Genomic DNA, 16,858 nt, shown 5'->3' with positions numbered 1-16,858 from the left:
GATGTGTATAAGAGACAGGGCGGGGCTCCCGTCGGAGCCGACGGTAACACGCCCCTCCAGTAACAGGGTTATGGCCGCCACGCGATAACGCGCCGATCGGATGACCGATCGACACACGCGGACCTCCAGACGAGCGGTATTGGCTTCGGCCGGCGCGGCGATCGCGGCGACGGCCGGCTGCCTCGGCGCGACGGACGACGACCCGCCGGAGGCGTACACGACGCCCGCGGCGGCGGAGTTCGACGGCGTCGTCGACAGCCAGTGGCTCACGGAGAACCTCGACGACGTGCACCTGCTCGACGTCCGCGAGGAGGAGGCGTTCCTCGACGCGCGGGTCCCGGGTGCGTACCACTTCCCGAACTCCGAGATGCTGGACAGCTACGCCGAGGAGACCGCCGACGGGTTCGAGGCCTCACCCGACGCGATCGCGTGGACGCTCGCGGAGGCGGGCATCGAGTCCGGCGACGACGTGGTCGTGTACGGCGCCGAGTCGAACCTCTGGGAGACGTACGCCATCTACACGCTCAACGCCCTCGGCCACGAGGGGCAGGTCAGCCTGCTCGACGGCGGATTCTCCGTCTGGGACGCGGGCGACGGCGAGACGACGACGGGGTCGCCCGAGGCGCAGGAAGGCGAGTACGAGGCCGAGGTCGACACCGGCGTCGTCGCGACGCGGGAGTTCCTCGCCGGCAACGTCGACGAGGACGGCGCCGCGATCCCGATCCTCGACATGCGGTCGCCCGAGGAGTACTGGGGCGTCGACGAGCGCGGCGACCTCGACCGCTTCGGCCACGTCACCGGCGCGACCAACCTCAACTTCGTTCAGAGCATCGACGACGAGGCCGGGCGGCTCCGCTCGCCCGAGGATCTGGAGACGCTCTGGATCGACGACGCCGGCCTCTCGTCGGACGAGACCGCCGTCGCCTACTGTCAGACCGCCATTCGGGCCTCCGTGGGATGGTTCGTCCTCGACCAACTCGGCTTCGACGACGTGCGCAACTACGAGGGGAGCTGGGCGGACTGGGGGACGCTCTCGGAGGACGACGGCTACTACTACACCACCGGCGAGGACACCGGAACGGTCGTCGACACGTTCGCGTAGATCGGTTTCGTCGACGTCGGTGGCAGCTATTACAAGGACGGGGAGCCGATCACCCACCGACCGCGTCTATCGAGGTCCAATAGTACTGACCGTCGTATTCGAGATACGTGTTGTAACACTCTGTATCTAGTAATTCCGCACTTCCGTACACATCGTGGCTTCCGCTATCGTCGGAGTCGGTGTCCAGATCTCTTACCGCGTTCTCGACTTCCTCTTGTGCCCCCTCGGAGAGTTCCTCGAAGTGACAGCTGTTGTCTGGCTGCTCGACGTCCTCCCTTGAGACGGTGACCACGTACGACGGACGGTCGCCGTCCGTTTCGGTGTCGTCGGCTGTGGAACTGTTGGCTGCGGTGCTGTTCGGTGTCGTCGTGTTGGAGGTGTTGTCGGTTGGTTCTCCGCCGTGGTTCAGACATCCACCCAACCCGGCGAGAACGCCGCAAGAGACCAAAATCGCTCGCCGCTTCATGGGACGGTTCGAGCGCGAAAGGATGTATGTTTTCGGTTCCGTATTTAAATGGGACACTCGTCGGCGTTCATCCGTGAGTCGCCGTTGGTACCGCAGACGAGACTGTTAGCAATCTCGTCCTCGAACTCTCATCGCCATCGGTTATAAACAACCGCCGACGGCGGGGACACCGCTAAATCCCCAGCCCGCTTAGTACCGCAGCCTCACACCTCCCCAACCTCGCGGTTCGCGCTCTCCGAGCGCTCACCGCGTCCTTCGCGGGCTCCTCGCGCCCGGTGGGCGCTCGGAGGCGCGCCACAGCAACGTTCATTTATAAACAGTCGTCGCTCTCACGCTTGGCCATTTATATACCACGTTGCCAGCGACAGTCTGCAACACCCACTCCCGGTATAGACTGCAACCGGGATCAACTGAATTGCGGCACGTACCTCAAACGGATCGCTTCGCGGCGTTTCAGTCGTGCGAGTGACTGTGCGCGCCGTGGTCGTGGGCGGCGTCGTCGTGTGACGCCTCGTCGTCGTGGGTGTGGTCCTGCCCGTCGGGGTCCGTCTCGCCGAGCACCTCTGCGCCCTCGCCGTCGATCATGTCCATGTTCTTCAGGTTGTCGCGCTCCTCGAAGTCCTCGACGGCCTCCATCACGTCCTCCTGAGTGATCGTCATCCGGTCTTCGGTGAGCGCACCGAGGACCGCCTCGCGGAGGACCATCCGGAGGTCGGAGCCCGTGAGCCCCGTCGTCCGGTCGGCGACCTCCTCGGGGTCGAAGTCGGCGATCTTCATCTCGCGGGTGACGACCCGGAGGATGTCGGCGCGCATGTCGCGGTCGGGCTTGGGGAAGTTGACGATCTCGTCGAAGCGTCGCCACGCGGCCGCGTCGAGCTGGTCCGGGTGGTTCGTCGCGCCGATCAAGAGCACCTCGTCGCGCACGAGCGACACCTCGTCGATCGACTTGAGTAGGGTGTTGACCGCCCGCTTGAGCGCGGCGTGCTCGTCCGAGCGGCGGGTCTTCGCGACGGAGTCGAACTCGTCGATAAAGAGGATACACGGGGAGAGCCGCTTCGCGACCTCGAACGTCTTCTCGACGTTCTTCGCCGTCTCGCCGAGGTACTGGCTCGTGATCATCGACATCTTCACCTCGACGAGGGGGATGCCCAGCTCGTGTGCGAGCGCCCGCGAGACGGTCGTCTTCCCGGTTCCCGGCGGCCCGACGAACAGCAGCTTCCCGATCTCGCGGAGCCCGATGCTCGCGAGGTACTCGCGGTGTTCGATCGCTTTGACGATCTTCTGGATCTCGCCCTCCTGATCGCCGGTGAGCACGAGGTCCGCGAGCGTCGTCTCGATCTCCTCCGGCGCGCGGACGTTGACGAGATCGAGCATCTCCGCGTCGTCGTCCTCGTCGAAGTACTCCTCGAGGAGGGCGTCTATCCAGACCCGGTCGGCCTGGATGGGCCGCACGTCGTCGCGCGCCTCCTCGTGGGTCACCGGCGCGTCGAGGCCCTCGGCCGCCTCCAGCGCGGCGACGATCGTCGGGTTGGCGCCGATCCGGTCGTCGTCGGCGTGGTCGCGGTACCACTCCAGCGCCATCGCGGGCTGCGTCAGGGAGATCTCGCCCGAGAATTCGGTCCGCTGGGTGAACAGCAGGTCCGAAACGGCGTCCCACGGATGCTCGACGCCCGTCGCGGTGCGGGTCGTCTCGCTCGTCGCCTTCAGCGGCCGCTCGACGCCGCCGGGCGCGTCGTCGGTGGCGTCGTCCGACCAGAACACCCGCCGGAAGCGAGGCGGGAGGTCGTTCTCGTCGAGGTCGCGGTTCTCGGTGTAGAGGTGCGTCGTCAACACGAACTCGACAACGTCGAGCGCCGGGTCACTCATCCGCGCGAAGTAGCCGCGGCACGCGGTTAAGCGCGTCGAACCGCGTCCGTCGACCCGCCCCCACCGATGGACAGAGGTGCGCCGTCGGGTTCGGCCCGCCCCGACGTATCGAACGCTTATTAGCCCTGGTGATCGACCTACCTCGCATGAGCTCCGAGGACGCGGCCGCCTCCGACCCCGCCGGGGGCGCCGACACCGACGCGGACCACGAGAACGCGCTGCAAGACGTGATCGCCGTCGACCCCGACGACACCGAACAGGGGACGGTGAACCGGCTCGACGCCCACACCGGCGACGGCATCCGCCACCGCGCGTTCACCTGTCTCGTCTACGACGGGGAGGGGCGGATCCTCTTGGCCCAGCGCGCCCCCACGAAGCGCCTGTGGGACGGCCACTGGGACGGCACGGTCGCCTCCCATCCGGTCGAGGGGCAGTCGCAGGAGGACGCGACCGAACAGCGCTTAGAAGAGGAGCTGGGGATCACCCCCGACCAGTACGACGACCTCCGCGTGACGGACAAGTTCGAGTACAAGCGCTACTACCCCAACGAGGGCGTCGAGTGGGAGGTCTGCTCGGTGCTGAAAGTCACCCTCGACGACACCTCGCTCGACCCCGACGAAGCGGAGATCGGCGGCATGCTGTGGGTCGACTACGACCACCTCCACGAGCACCCGGCGCTGTACCGCCAGCTTCGGCTGTGCCCGTGGTTCGAGATCGCGATGCGGCGCGACTTCTCCTGAGCGGCCGGCCCGCCCGTGATCGAAACGGCGAGTTGAAGGCGCGCGGGCGACTCGATCCGGTATGACCGTCGTCGTTCTGCTGGCGAAGCCGCCCCGCGAGGGGCTCGTCGGGACCGGGCTCGCGGAGTCGACGCCGCTGTCGGCCGCCGAGGCCGCCGACCTGTACGAGGCGCTGTTCCGCGACGCCGTGCTCGCGGTCGACCGATCCGGCGGGGAACTCCTCGTGAATTTCCCCGTCGACGATGACCTCCCCAGCGAGCACCGCACCGACACCAGCCCCGAGGCCGAACTGCGCACGCTCGTCGCCGACACCCTCGGCGGCACCGAGGACGTTCGCTTCGAGCGGCAGGTCGGCTCCTCGTTCGGCGCGCGCGCCGGCAACACCGTCACGCATCTCCTCCGCGAGGAGGGCGCCGACTCCGTCGCCGTCGTCACCCCGCAGGCGCCGCTGCTCTCGCGGACCGTCATCGACTCGGCCGCGATGAAGCTCCGGACGAACGAGGTCGTGCTCGGCCCGTCCACCCGCGGGCGGACCTACTACGCCGGGTTCACCGAGCCTATCGACTTCGACGGCGCGTTCGAGGCCCCGAGCCTTCCCACCCTTGCGGCGCGTGGGCGCGACGCCGACCTCGACGTCGAGTTCCTCGCGTCCTCGCCGTCGATGGTGGCCGGCGACGACCTGCTCGACGCCGTCCCCGTGTTGCGCGCGCGGTTCGCCGCACAGCGCGTCGTCCCCGACTACACCGCGGCGTTCGTCCACGGACACGGGCTGGACGTGGTCGTCGAGGACGGTGAGGAGCGAGTGGTTCGGGACTGACTCGGAGACCGAGGACCGACACCCCTTAGTCGGACGCCCCCGAGCGTCCTGACGTGGTGGGATGGCAGAGCGGCCTATTGCGCCTGCCTTGAAAGCAGGTAGCCTCACGGCTTCCTGGGTTCGAATCCCAGTCCCACCGTAACGCGGCCGGCGCACTTCGCGCCGGACGCGGTTCGTGCCGCCGCGCCGCGTCCGTCGACGAAACCGTTTCTGATTACTGGTTCGACGACCCGTCACCCGCGCGCCGGCAGGCTGTCCGATCGACGTTTCGCCCGAACTGCAAGGCTATCGCTCGCGCTCGGTGAACCCCGGTAACAGTCACGTCCAGTGACGTGTGGTACCACCACACTCATTATCTTTAACAGGTTTCCGGCACATGTTCGTGGTAGGTGATTCAACGATGAGCTACGAACTCGATCCGCTGCCGTACGATTACGACGCGCTGGAGCCGCACATCTCCGAGCAGGTGCTCGAATGGCATCACGACACCCACCATCAGGGCTACGTGAACGGCTGGAACGCGGCCGAAGAGACGCTCGAAGCCAACCGCGAGGAGGGCGACTTCTCCTCGTCGGCGGGCGCGATCCGGAACGTGACGCACAACTCTTCGGGACACATCCTCCACGACCTGTTCTGGCAGAACATGAGCGCGGAGGGCGGCGACGAGCCCGAGGGGGCGCTCGCGGACCGCATCGCGGAGGACTTCGGCTCGTACGAGGCCTGGAAGGGCGAGTTCGAGGCGGCGGCCTCCGGCGCGTCCGGCTGGGCGCTCNGCGCTCGCGGACCGCATCGCGGAGGACTTCGGCTCGTACGAGGCCTGGAAGGGCGAGTTCGAGGCGGCGGCCTCCGGCGCGTCCGGCTGGGCGCTCTTGGTGTACGACACGTTCTCGAACCAGCTTCGCAACGTCGTGGTCGACAAGCACGACCAGGGCGCCATCTGGGGCGGCCACCCGATCCTCGCGCTCGACGTGTGGGAACACTCCTACTACCACGACTACGGCCCGGCCCGCGGCGAGTTCGTCGACAACTTCTTCGAGGTCGTCGACTGGGACGAGCCCGCGAGCCGCTACGAGCAGGCCGTCGANCTCCTACTACCACGACTACGGCCCGGCCCGCGGCGAGTTCGTCGACAACTTCTTCGAGGTCGTCGACTGGGACGAGCCCGCGAGCCGCTACGAGCAGGCCGTCGAGCTCTTCGAGTAACCCGGCTGGACGCCGCGAGACGCGCGTCGAATCCCGACGTTTTTTCAACGACGACCGCCGCCGAGAGCGACGGCGACGGCGGCGCTCTGGGTTGCGAGCGGACGCCCGCCGCTGCGACGACGCCGACCGTATCGGCAGCGTTTACGGAGCCCCGGACGTACCGGCGGCCATGCCCGAACCGAAGTCGACGTTCGACGCGACGTACCCGTGTGACTTCTACGAGGCCGCGGAGCTGTTCGAGCCGGACCTCATGTACACGGTGCCGGAGATCGCCCGCCTGCTGCAGGGGCTCGACCCCGACGCCGACGTCGACCCCGACACCGAAGCGGTCCTGATCGACTGGGCGATCCCGTGGGTGATGACCCACGCCGAGGACATGGTGATCGCCGAGCCGTTGGAGGAGGACGGTCCCGGCTACTACGGGGTCGCCGATCACGCGCTCGACGACGCCGACGGAAGCGACGGGAACGCGTGAACGGTCGTCGCGCCGAGGATCCGCCCGTGCTGCTCGTCGCCGGTGGCGACCGCGTCGACGCCGGAAAGACGACGTTCTCGACCGGACTGGTGGCGAGCCTCGCGACGCGGATCGGCGATGCGGTCGGCGTGAAGCCCCGCGCCGGCAACGACCACTGGTTCGACCACGACGATTACCGGATCGCGACCGACTCGGCCCGCCTCTACGGGAAGGACGCGCGACGGCTCGCGGCGGTGAGCACCAGACCGCTCGCGCGAGCGGCCGCGTCGGGGGAGACGGAAGGGGCGTCGGGGACACCGACGCCGGGCGAAACGGGAAGGAGAACGGACATCGCGACGGGGCCAGTCACCCCCGAGTCGGTCAACCCCGTCCACCGTCTCTGGAAGCCCACGCCCGGACGGACAGGGATGCTCGGCGACACCGGCCGGACGTTCCTCTGTGATCGCGTCACCGCTCCGACGGGGTCACGGTTCGTCGTCAACGGCGCGGCCGAGGCGGCCGGGCTCCTCCCCGAGGACCTCGCCGAACGGCTTCCGCTCGCGGACGCGACCCGCGTCGACGACGTGGCGGCGTTCAACGACGTGATGGCCGCCGACTACCTCCCCGCGTTCGATCGCCTCGCGGAGCGGATCGCGGCGACTCCGGTGCCGGTCGTCGTCGAGTCGTACGCGAACGTCGCCGGACCGCTCTCGCGCGACGGGCCGGTCGAGCCGGACGCGATCGCCGTCGTCGACCCCGGGCGGGCACGGATCTACGCCGGCGATCGGTACGCCAAGGCGCGCGCGGTCGCCTCCGGCAGTCCGCGAGAGGGAACGATGGAGGAGCACACGGACGCGGTGACCGAGATGATCGAGCCGCTGTCGACCGTCGCGCTCCCGGCGCTGTCAGGCGACGAGCGCGGGAATCCGTCTCGCGTCGCGGAGCGGTACGAGCCCGCCTACGAGGCGCTGTTCGAAGCGATCTAGCGTCGGAACTACCGGCGAAAACGAACGGTGTGACGGGTGCGAAGCGGCGGTAACGTGGTAGCGGTGTTTTGGGGCGCGACTCAGGCGTTGCGCTCGGTGTAGTGAGCGATCGCGGACTCGATGGAGGAGAGGTCCGCGGTGACCCGGCTGTCGGCGACGCGCATGAATCCGGGGGTGTACGACTTGGAGTAGTCGAAGATCGCGTTGACCGCGCGCTTCGGGGCGGAGACGGCCGCGAAGTCGGTGACGGTGTAGACGCGCGTCGTCGGGAGCGCGGTCCAGAACGTGCTGCTGACCCAGCGGTCGGGGTCTTCGAAGGTCGTCCCGACGCGCCCGGTGGCGAGGTACTCCCCGTCGTGGTAGAACAGCAGGAGATCGCCCTCCGCCATCCGCTCGAAGGTCGAGCCGTTGCCGCTGTCGTCATCGACGGCCCACAGCCGGGCCTCGTCGAGATCCGCGAGCGGATCCGGGCGGTCGTCGTACTCGGTGAGGTCGACCGCGGACCGGACCGTTCGATCGAAGTTCTCCGGGTCGATAGGGACCAGGAAGACGTTCGCGCTCATTGACTCCACTTTCGCCGGGAGGGTTTTAAACCCGTCCGTTGCCGCGGCGCCGCGGTCCTCGGGCTCTCGTCCCCGGCTCCCGTCAGAGGCCGCACTCGCTCCCTCACTCGACGTTGTACTCGGCGTCGTACTCGGCGTAGAGCTGGTCCATTCGCGCGGCCATCACGAAGTCCGACTTGTGGAGGCCACCGATGTCGTGGCTCCACATCTCGACGCCGACCTCGCCCCACGAGAGGTGGATGTCGGGGTGGTGCCACTCGGCCTCCGCGAGCTCGCCGACGTCGTTCGTGAACGCCAGGGCGGTCGCGAAGTCGTCGAACTCGTAGGTGGCTTCGAGGTGGTGGTCGTCGACGACCTCCCACGCGCTCCCGAGATCGTCCAGATACCCGGCGTACTCGTCGTCGGTAAGCGGCTCGTCGCCCTCCTCGGACGGTTCGACCGGCTCGTCCGCGAGTGATGATGACATGTCACTGTATTGGACGAGCAGCGGTTTGTATGTTCCGCGGCCGCGACCGGCTCTCGGAGTGGTCGGCTCGCTGTCGGTCCAACTCGGCGCCGCTCCGACACCGCACCATGCTGACGCCGCTCCGACCCCGCCGCCGACCCCGCCGCCGTTCCGACCCGTTTATAATCGCCGGGGCGTCCCTCAACAGTATGATGGACGACGAGCGACGACGCGAGCTCATCGCCGCGCTGCGGGCGGCCGACGCCGTCCGATTCGGCGAGTTCGAGCTCTCACACGGCGGCACGAGCGACTACTACGTGGACAAGTACCTCTTCGAGACGGACCCGGACGCGTTAGGGCTCGTCGCCGAGGCGTTCGCCGACCGGCTCGCCGGGACTGACGCGAAGCTCGCCGGCGTCGCGCTCGGCGCGGTCCCGCTCGTGGCCGTGACCGCCACGGAGCTCGGTCGCCCGTACGTCATCGCGCGCAAGCAGGCGAAGGAGTACGGCACCGGCAACCGCATCGAGGGGCGGCTGGACGAGGGCGAGGAGGTCGTCGTGTTAGAGGACATCGCCACGACCGGGCAGTCGGCGGTCGACGCGGTGGAGGCGCTTCGAGCGGCGGGCGCGACCGTGAACCGCGTGCTCGTCGTCGTCGACCGCGAGGAGGGGGCCGCGGAGCTGCTCGCCGACCACGACATCGAGCTGGAGTCGCTGCTCACGGCGACGGAGCTACTGGCGGAGCGGGACGCGGAGTAGGCGCGCCGGCATTCGGGTCAGTCCGCGCCGGTTTCCGGTGTCTCGACGGTTGGTACCGCGATCCGACCGAGCACGTCCGCGATCACGTCGCGTTTGTCGACGTCGTTGACGGCGGCGTCGGGGGTTAACACGAGCCGATGCGCGAGCGTCGGCTCCGCGACGCGCTTCACGTCGTCGGGCGTGACGAACGTCCGCCCGGCGATCACGGCGGCCGCGCGGGTCGTTTCGAAGAGCCGCTGGGTGCCGCGGGGAGAGACGCCGACCTCGACGCGCCGGTCCTCGCGGGTCGCGCGGGCGAGCGACGCCATGTAGCCGAGGAGGTCCTCGTCGACCCGAACCGTCTCGGGCACTTCGCGGAGGTCGCCGACGGCGTCGGGGTCGAGCACGCGATCGACCGTCGGCGACTGCGCCGCGCGACCGGCCCGTCGGCGGAGCAGTTCGACCTCGCCGTCGTCGTCCGGGTACCCGATCGAGGTCTTGATCGTGAACCGGTCGAGCTGCGCTTCGGGGAGCGGGAAGGCGCCCTCGCTCTCGACGGGGTTCTGCGTCGCGATCACGTAGAAGGGGCTCGGGAGGGCGTGCGTCTCGCCGTCGACGGTGACCTGTCCCTCCTCCATCGCCTCCAGCAGCGCGGCCTGCGTCTTCGGAGGCGCGCGGTTGATCTCGTCGGCGAGCACGACGTTCGCGAAGATCGGACCGGGCGAAAACGAGAAGGAGCCGTCGCTCTCGTCGAACACGTTGGTACCGGTGACGTCGCTCGGGAGGAGGTCGGGCGTGAACTGCACCCGCGAGAACGCCAGGCCGAGCGCGGTCGCGAACGAGCGCGCCGAGAGGGTCTTGCCGGTGCCGGGCACGTCCTCTAAGAGGACGTGGCCGCGAGCGAGGATACCGAGCGTCACGCGGTCGAGGAACTCGCGGTCGGCGACGACCGCGCCGCCGACCTCGTCGACGACGCGCGAACAGGCCGCGGCGGCTTCGGGGACGTCCATACGTGAGGCACGCGATCCGCCCCGAAAAACGTTGCCGGCGCCGGAGCGAGACTGCGGCGGCGCCCCGCCGCTCTCCGATCACGACGACAGCGGATCGGCGCCGCAACGCCGCCGCAACGCCGCCGGCGATCGAAACGCATAACAGCGGAACCGTCCAACCCGGAAGTGAGCCGAGGTAGCCTAGCCTGGCCAAGGCGGTAGATTCGAAATCTACTGTCCATTCGGACACCGGAGTTCAAATCTCCGCCTCGGCGCTTCTCTCGCGTTTCCGACCCACTAGCGACGCGTTTCATTGGCTGTCAGTAGTCCACTCGCCGTCGGTCACCGTCGGCGTCGGGACCGACATCGCGGAGGAACGCGAACGCGTTCGGTCCGAAACCCGAGCCAGTGGGAGCGTGGGCAAGCGTCTTTATTAATCGTCGGCAGATCCGACCGTGAACGAGCACACGCTCTACGAGCGGCTGGGCGGACGCGAGGCGATCGGCGCGGTCGTCGACGAGTTCTACGATCGGGTCCTCGACGACGACCGGGTCGCACACCACTTCGAGGACGTCGACATGACGGCACAGCGCGCGCATCAGACGCAGTTCCTGAGCGCCGTCGCCGGCGGCCCCGTCGAGTACGCCGGCGACAACATGGACGCCGCTCACGACGGGATGGGTATCACGGGCACGGAGTTCGGTGCCATCGCGACGCACCTCGACGACGCGCTGGCCGCGTTCGACGTCGGCGACGACGACCGAGCGGCCGTGATGGAGGCGGTCGCGGAGTACGAAGACGCGATCGTCGAGGTCCCGGCCGAGTAGCGGGGACGCCGCTACGGCTGGCTTCCGAGCGACTCCTGTGTCGGGCCGTCACCGCCGCGCAGCCGGCGACGGCGCTTGTCGTAGGCCGCCTCTAGCTTCGCGTTCGTCGCCCGCGACACGAGGTACAGGTCGGCGTCGTCGTCGTCGCGGGGATGCGCGCTCGCGACCCAGACGTGGCCGTCGCCCGTCGAGAGGTCGGCCGCCCAGCGCTCGGCGGCCCCTCGGCTCTCGAACGCGTGGCAGGGGCCGTCCTCGAAGACGAGCCGACCCACCTTGGCGTTGCGCTTCCGGGCCGAGGGTTTCACCGCGACGACGACGCTCACGGGCGACGTTGGGTCGGCAACGAATAAAAACCCCATCAGACGCCGGCGACCGAGGAGGGAGCCGGCGGCGGAGACGGAGATGGAGACGGCCGCGGAGACGAAGATGGACGGCGACGGAACCGCAGCGTGCCCGATCGGTCGATCGAATCGCAAGAACTCAAACCCCCGGTGTTGTACCCAACCCATGAGCGATCCGGACTGGCACGAGGACGCGACGATCTATTCGCTGGACATCAAGACGTTCAACGACAGCGACGGCGACGGCTGGGGGGACTTCCGCGGCGCGATCGAGAAGCTCGACTACCTCGACGAACTCGGCGTCGACGCGCTGTGGGTCCGTCCGTTCTACCCGAGTCCGCTTCGCGACAACGGCTACGACGTGGCCGACTACCGCGGCGTCGACGAGCGGCTCGGCACCCTCGACGACTTCCGGGCGTTCGCCGAGGGCGCTCACGAGCGCGACATCCGCGTGCTCACCGACCTCGTGTTCAACCACACCTCGAACGAACACGAGTGGTTCCAGCGGGCCCGCGAGGACCCGGAGTCCGAGTACCACGACTACTACCTGTGGACGAGCCACCTCGACGACGCCCACCAGCGCGGCAACATCTTCCCCGAGTACGAGGACGGGGTCTGGTCGTACGACGAGGTCGCCGAGAAACACTACTTCCATCAGTTCTACGGCCACCAGCCCGACCTCAACGTCGCGAACCCCGCGGTCCGCGAGGAGCTGTACGACGTGCTCCGGTTCTGGCTCGATCAGGGCGTCGACGGCTTCCGGATCGACGCCGCCCACCCGATGCTCATGTCCAAAGGGCACAACGCGACGACGCTCGACGAGACGGACCTCGGCGACTCCATCGAGCTGTTCAAGGAAATGCGGCGGGTCGTGGAGGCGGAGCAAGACGACGCGGTGCTGCTCGCCGAGGCCGACGACGAACCCGAACACCTGGACTACTACTTCGGCGACGGCGAGGCGTTCCACCTCCAGTTCAACTTCGTGATGAACGCGCACCTCACGTACGCGGTCGGCGTGAAAGACACGTGGCCACTCCAGCGCGCCGAGGAGATCCTGCCCGACGTCGAGGAGGACGGGACGTGGGTGAACTTCCTGCGCAACCACGACGAGTGGAACCTCCTGAAGCTGCCCGAAGAGGCGTTCGAACACGCCCGCGAGTACTTCGGCGACGACGCCGGCGACTCGTGGATCTTCGAGCGCGGCCACCGCCTGCGACTCGCGGACCTGTACGGCGGCGACCCCGATCGGATCGCGCTCGCGCACAGCCTGCTGTTCGCGCTGCCCGGCTCCGTCGCGCTCCAGTCCGGCGACGAGATCGGGATGGGCGCCGACCTCGACCTCCCCGAGCGCGAGGCCGTCCGCACCCCGATGCAGTGGGACGACTCGCGGAACGGTGGCTTCTCGACGGCGGCGCCCGAGGACTGTTACAACCCGGTGGTCGACGACGGGGAGTACGCGTACGACCGCGTCAACGTCGCCGCCCAACGCGACGACCCCGACTCGCTTTACTCGCGGGTCGAGGAACTCGTGGCGGCCCGGCAGGCGTGTCCCGAGATCGCCCGCGGCGACTACCGCGCGCTCGACGCCGATCACAAGGAGACGCGCGTCCATCGGTTCGATGATGCAGAGACGGACGCGAACGCAGACGAGACTGTCCTCCTCTGTGCGCACAACCTCGCGGACGAGTACCGCGAGGAGGTTGTCGGCTTCGACGTCGACCCGGACACCGTCGAGCGCATCGTCGGCGACGGCGACTACCACGTCGCGGATGGCGGCGTCACCTTCCGACTCGACAGCTGCGACTACGTGTGGCTGCGCGGCGAGAAGCGGTAGAGCCGCGCTCTTTCGCGGCGGCCGCTGTCGACTGACAACTGTCGACTGACCAGTTGCGGCCGGTCACTCGCGACCGGCTACTTATGACCGGCTACTTATGACCGACTGCTTATGACCGACTACTCGCGACAGCCGATCAGTCGTCGGCGACCGAGACCGCGTCGGGATCCGCTCCGTCCTCGGCCGCGGCGGCGAGGAGCCGGTCAAGCCCGTCGACCATCGCGACGACGCTGGCGCGAGTGATGTCGGCGTCCGTCGAGGAGACGCTCACGGAGCGGTCGCCCCGCGAGAGGTCGACCTCGACGGTGACGACGGCGTCGGTGCCGCCCGTGATCGCGTCGACGTGGTAGGAGTCGAGCTCGAAGGAGACGCCGTCTCCGGCACCGTCGCCCGCGAGCGCGGCGCGCACCGCTTCGAGCCCGGCGTCGACGGGGCCCGAGCCGGTGCCGGAGGCGACGCGTTCGGCGTCGCCGACGCGGAGTCGGACCGATGCGGTCGGGAGGTTTCCGCCGGAGGTGGCCGACAGGTCGACGAGTTCGACGTGGCGGTCGCGCTCGCGGCCCTGCACGTCCTCCGTGATCGCCAGCAGGTCGGCGTCGGTGACGCGCTTACCCCGGTCGCCGAGGTCTTTCACCCGGCTCACGACCTCGCGCAGCTCGTCGTCGTCGACGGCCACGTCGTGCTCGGCGAGCGCCGCTTCGACGCCCGCCCGCCCGGCGTGTTTCCCGAGGACGAGCCGGCGCTCTCGGCCGACCGTCTCGGGCGGGTACGGCTCGTACATCGTCCCGTCCTTGAGGGTGCCGTCGGTGTGGATGCCGGACTCGTGTGCGAACGCGTTGGCGCCGCAGACCGCCTTGTTCGGCGGGAGCGCGACCCCGGTCACCTCCGAGACGGTCCGGCAGAGCCGGTAGAGCCGTTCCAGTTCGACAGTCTCCACGTCGTACGAGCGGGCGAGCGCGATGGCGACCTCTTCGAGGGCGACGTTGCCGGCGCGCTCGCCGACGCCCATCACGGTGCCGTGGACGGTGTCGGCGCCCGCCGTCAGCCCGGCGTGGACGTTCGCCACGCCGAAGCCGAGGTCGTCGTGGGTGTGGAGGCTCGTCGGCCCGAGGTCGGCCAGCCGGGAGACGACCTCGGCGGTGCGCTCGGGGTCGGCCGCGCCGACGGTGTCGCAGTAGCAGATCCGGTCGGCGCCGGCGTCGAGGCCCGCGCCGAGCAGGCGTTCGAGGTAGTCGAGGTCGGCGCGGGAGCCGTCCTCGCCGAGCACCTCGACCCAGAGGCCGTGGTCCGTCGCGTACTCGACGAGTTCGACCGTCCTGTCGACGACGTCGTCGCGGGTCGAACCGACCTTCGTCTCGACGTGCTTGTCCGAGGCCGGCACGACGAGGTTGATCCCGTCGACGCCGCAGTCGAGCGCGTGGTCGACGTCGGCTTTCACGCCGCGGGCGAAGCTGGTCACGGTCGCGTCGAGCCCCTCGCTCGCGACCCGGCGGATGGCCTCGCGCTCGCCCGCGGAGGTGCACGCCGAGCCCGCCTCGACGAAGTGCATCCCGGCCGCGTCGAGCTCGCGGGCGACGTCGACCTTCTCCGCCGGGGTGAGCGAGACGCCGGGCATCTGCTCGCCGTCGCGCAGGGTGGTGTCTAAGAGCTGTACCTCGTCGAGTGTGGTGAGTGGTGTTCGGGTCAAAAGGGGGTCCGTCGGCTCGTCAGTGGGTTCTGGGCCGGTGCCGCCGCGGGGCGGTCGTGCCCCGGAGTCGCTATCGTCGGAGAATTTCGCAGCCAGCCGCCGCGAGGCGACTTCCTCTATCCTCCGAACGATCACGAGTCTCTCGTGTCATTCGTATCCGTGGCGACGCCTCACACACAGATAAGTGGTGTGATCGTGACAGCTTTGACGGCGGCGTGAGACGACTCCCCATGCGGACCGTCGCTATCGACGACGTCGACGTCGTCACGAACCCGATGGGCGTCCACGACCTCCGGAAACCCGTCTCGCGAGCGCTCGGCACCGAGCACGTCGCGATGAACTACTTCGAACTCGCGCCCGGCGACGCCTTCGCCGGCGGACTCCACGCGCACGGCGACCAGGAGGAGATCTTTCACATCACCTCGGGCACCGCCACCTTCGAGGTCGGCCGCGAGCGCGAGCGCGTCGACGTCGGCGCGGGTGAGCTGATCCGCTTCGAACCGGGCGAGTTCCAGTCCGGATTCGTGCGCGAGGACGCCGACGAACCGGTCGTTGGGTGGGCGTTCGGCGCCCCCGGTGCCCGTCACGACTGGGACCAGATCGAGTCGCTGATCGAGTGCCGCGAGTGCGGCGAGGAGCACCCCCACGCGACCGAGTTGACCGACGAGGGACGGTTCAAGTTCACGTGCAGGGAGTGTGGCACGTCGTTCTCGCCGTAGGGAGCGCTAGCCGAGCAGCGACCGGAACGACCGCCGACCGAGCCCACACCGCTCGCGGTAGTCGCAGGCGGCACACCGGTCGTCATCGACGCGCGACGGCGGGCCGTCGATCGCGCGGGCGGCACGGAGGCTGCGGCGATAGGCGGCCTTCCGCCGAGTCGTGAGCCGGACCTCGCGGATCACGCCGACGCTCGGGTACTCGACGAGCGCGCGCGGGACCTCCCGTTCGCGCTCCCACGCGACCGCTTTCGCGACGGCGACCGCCCTGACCGACTGCGGCTCCCAGACGCCGTTCTCGGGCGGTTCTCCCGGCGAGACAACGGTGGGGACGGGCGGGTCGGCGGGGTATCCATCGCCCGCCGAGTCGGACCCGTCGCGATCGCCCGCGAGCACCTTGTGTACCGTTCCGCGGCAGTCTTTCCCGGAGACGAACGCGCGCTCGCGCTCGGGGTCGACCAGCCGGTCGTAGTCGTCGCGCTCGCGGAGCCGCGCGAGGTTCCGGCGGTACGCGGCCGGCGACCGGCGGATCGGGAGCCGACGAAGGGTGCGGTCCGGGGCGCCGGCGAGCGCCGAGTACCGGAACGCGAGGTCGATGCGAGCGCGCGCATCGTCCGGGACGCTCCGGTCGTCGTCGCGGCGGGCGTAGTACAGCTGTCGCGGGCAGTACGCGGCGCGAGCCACGTCGCTGAAGGGGATCACGGGGGCGTCTGGTGGCGGTTCGATTGATAAGGGTCAGGGTGCGGGATCGATCGCGGGATACCGACGCCATCGGGCGCTCAGCCGGCGGATCGGCCGCTCACCGCAGTCGATCGGTCACGATCCGGCGGAGCCGGTCGACGACCCCGCCGCCGTCTCGCGAGCGCCCCGGCTCCGCGAGTTCCCAGCCGGCTTTCTCGGCCGCCTCGCGGACGGTGCGGAACTCGAAGCCGACGTGGGTCGCGAGCCGCCGGTCCGACGACGTCGTCCCGACGAACACGTGTCTCGGGGTGTCGGCCTCGGTGTACACGTCGCCGAGAGTCCCCCACTTGTCCCAGCTCCGGAGCGCGTAGTCGTTCTCGACGCCGCGCTCGCGGGCGAACGCC

Annotated in this window: 18 protein-coding genes, 2 tRNA genes and 2 pseudogenes; 13 read left to right on the top strand and 9 right to left on the bottom strand. The window is 69.0% G+C overall.

The annotated features are described in order from the left end of the window. Positions 1 to 100 precede the first annotated feature (100 nt). Positions 101 to 1,102 carry a sulfurtransferase gene (locus tag C461_RS09050; RefSeq protein WP_193365808.1) on the top strand — a complete coding sequence of 334 codons (1,002 nt, stop codon included), beginning with the start codon at positions 101 to 103 and terminating at the stop codon, positions 1,100 to 1,102. A 49-nt stretch (positions 1,103 to 1,151) separates the two neighbouring features. Here the strand turns inward: C461_RS09050 and C461_RS09045 are convergent, their stop codons facing one another. Next, complete coding sequence (locus C461_RS09045; RefSeq protein WP_008000553.1) at positions 1,152 to 1,568, bottom strand: hypothetical protein; 417 nt, start codon at positions 1,566 to 1,568, stop codon at positions 1,152 to 1,154. A gap of 453 nt (positions 1,569 to 2,021) precedes the next feature. Then, positions 2,022 to 3,434 carry an ATP-binding protein gene (locus C461_RS09040; RefSeq protein WP_008000551.1) on the bottom strand — a complete coding sequence of 471 codons (1,413 nt, stop codon included), beginning with the start codon at positions 3,432 to 3,434 and terminating at the stop codon, positions 2,022 to 2,024. 146 nt (positions 3,435 to 3,580) lie between these two features. Here C461_RS09040 and C461_RS09035 point away from each other — a divergent pair, with 146 nt between their 5' ends. From C461_RS09035 to C461_RS09010, 7 genes and pseudogenes are all read left to right on the top strand, one after another. Continuing rightward, entirely contained in the window at positions 3,581 to 4,174 is a 594-nt protein-coding gene (locus tag C461_RS09035) for an NUDIX hydrolase (RefSeq protein ID WP_008000548.1), read from the top strand. 61 nt (positions 4,175 to 4,235) lie between these two features. After that, positions 4,236 to 4,991 (top strand): DUF2064 domain-containing protein, encoded by a 756-nt coding sequence (locus C461_RS09030; RefSeq protein WP_008000545.1) that lies wholly within the window; start codon positions 4,236 to 4,238, stop codon positions 4,989 to 4,991. 55 nt (positions 4,992 to 5,046) lie between these two features. Beyond that, positions 5,047 to 5,130, top strand: a tRNA-Ser gene (locus C461_RS09025). Positions 5,131 to 5,391: 261 nt separating this feature from the next. Further along, positions 5,392 to 6,079, top strand: a pseudogene (locus tag C461_RS15125) (Fe-Mn family superoxide dismutase); the annotation flags it as partial. After that, positions 6,075 to 6,194 (top strand): annotated as a pseudogene (locus C461_RS15530) (Fe-Mn family superoxide dismutase); the annotation flags it as partial. The pseudogenes C461_RS15125 and C461_RS15530, both read left to right, overlap by 5 nt. 169 nt (positions 6,195 to 6,363) lie before the next feature. Beyond that, on the top strand, positions 6,364 to 6,669 hold the full coding sequence (locus tag C461_RS09015; RefSeq protein ID WP_008000542.1) for a DUF5827 family protein: 306 nt from the start codon (positions 6,364 to 6,366) through the stop codon (positions 6,667 to 6,669). Then, positions 6,666 to 7,634: a hypothetical protein gene (locus C461_RS09010; protein ID WP_008000541.1), complete on the top strand. Its 969-nt coding sequence runs from the start codon at positions 6,666 to 6,668 to the stop codon at positions 7,632 to 7,634. The genes C461_RS09015 and C461_RS09010 overlap by 4 nt, the downstream gene beginning before the upstream one ends. Before the next feature lie 80 nt (positions 7,635 to 7,714). On the opposite strand, the gene C461_RS09005 is transcribed toward C461_RS09010, so the two are convergent. Beyond that, positions 7,715 to 8,197, bottom strand: coding sequence for a hypothetical protein (locus C461_RS09005; protein WP_008000539.1), 483 nt, complete (start codon positions 8,195 to 8,197; stop codon positions 7,715 to 7,717). A 103-nt stretch (positions 8,198 to 8,300) separates the two neighbouring features. Then, the gene (locus C461_RS09000) at positions 8,301 to 8,663 is read right to left on the bottom strand and encodes a 4a-hydroxytetrahydrobiopterin dehydratase (protein ID WP_008000538.1); all 363 of its coding nucleotides are present in this window, start codon (positions 8,661 to 8,663) and stop codon (positions 8,301 to 8,303) included. Between the two features lie 188 nt (positions 8,664 to 8,851). On the opposite strand from C461_RS09000, the gene pyrE reads away from it, so the two are divergent. Beyond that, on the top strand, positions 8,852 to 9,400 hold the full coding sequence (gene pyrE, locus C461_RS08995; protein ID WP_008000537.1) for an orotate phosphoribosyltransferase: 549 nt from the start codon (positions 8,852 to 8,854) through the stop codon (positions 9,398 to 9,400). 17 nt (positions 9,401 to 9,417) lie between these two features. Here the strand turns inward: pyrE and C461_RS08990 are convergent, their stop codons facing one another. After that, the gene (locus C461_RS08990) at positions 9,418 to 10,389 is read right to left on the bottom strand and encodes an AAA family ATPase (RefSeq protein ID WP_008000536.1); all 972 of its coding nucleotides are present in this window, start codon (positions 10,387 to 10,389) and stop codon (positions 9,418 to 9,420) included. Positions 10,390 to 10,558: 169 nt separating this feature from the next. On the opposite strand from C461_RS08990, the gene C461_RS08985 reads away from it, so the two are divergent. Together C461_RS08985 and C461_RS08980 are read left to right on the top strand one after the other, a co-directional pair. After that, positions 10,559 to 10,643 (top strand) — tRNA-Ser (locus C461_RS08985). A 180-nt stretch (positions 10,644 to 10,823) separates the two neighbouring features. Beyond that, complete coding sequence (locus C461_RS08980; RefSeq protein ID WP_008000535.1) at positions 10,824 to 11,195, top strand: group I truncated hemoglobin; 372 nt, start codon at positions 10,824 to 10,826, stop codon at positions 11,193 to 11,195. 11 nt (positions 11,196 to 11,206) lie between these two features. Here the strand turns inward: C461_RS08980 and C461_RS08975 are convergent, their stop codons facing one another. Beyond that, entirely contained in the window at positions 11,207 to 11,518 is a 312-nt protein-coding gene (locus tag C461_RS08975) for a hypothetical protein (RefSeq protein ID WP_008000534.1), read from the bottom strand. A 184-nt stretch (positions 11,519 to 11,702) separates the two neighbouring features. Here C461_RS08975 and C461_RS08970 point away from each other — a divergent pair, with 184 nt between their 5' ends. After that, on the top strand, positions 11,703 to 13,370 hold the full coding sequence (locus tag C461_RS08970; protein ID WP_049906484.1) for an alpha-amylase family protein: 1,668 nt from the start codon (positions 11,703 to 11,705) through the stop codon (positions 13,368 to 13,370). 136 nt (positions 13,371 to 13,506) lie between these two features. Here the strand turns inward: C461_RS08970 and C461_RS08965 are convergent, their stop codons facing one another. Then, positions 13,507 to 15,057, bottom strand: a complete 1,551-nt coding sequence (locus tag C461_RS08965) for a (R)-citramalate synthase (RefSeq protein WP_193365807.1) — start codon at positions 15,055 to 15,057, stop codon at positions 13,507 to 13,509. A gap of 230 nt (positions 15,058 to 15,287) precedes the next feature. Between C461_RS08965 and C461_RS08960 the strand changes: the two genes are divergently transcribed. After that, positions 15,288 to 15,776 carry a cupin domain-containing protein gene (locus C461_RS08960; RefSeq protein WP_008000529.1) on the top strand — a complete coding sequence of 163 codons (489 nt, stop codon included), beginning with the start codon at positions 15,288 to 15,290 and terminating at the stop codon, positions 15,774 to 15,776. A gap of 6 nt (positions 15,777 to 15,782) precedes the next feature. Here the strand turns inward: C461_RS08960 and C461_RS08955 are convergent, their stop codons facing one another. Further along, entirely contained in the window at positions 15,783 to 16,475 is a 693-nt protein-coding gene (locus C461_RS08955; RefSeq protein WP_008000528.1) for a CRISPR-associated protein Cas4, read from the bottom strand. A gap of 97 nt (positions 16,476 to 16,572) precedes the next feature. Then, positions 16,573 to 16,858, bottom strand: a 286-nt coding sequence (locus tag C461_RS15710) for a DUF7124 domain-containing protein (RefSeq protein ID WP_008000527.1), incomplete at its 5' end; no start/stop codon positions are given.

This window comes from Halorubrum aidingense JCM 13560 (assembly GCF_000336995.1).
GTDB classification, from domain to species: domain Archaea; phylum Halobacteriota; class Halobacteria; order Halobacteriales; family Haloferacaceae; genus Halorubrum; species Halorubrum aidingense.
Note: the sequence above shows the minus strand (reverse complement) of the source record. Positions and strands in the feature narration are given on the sequence as shown.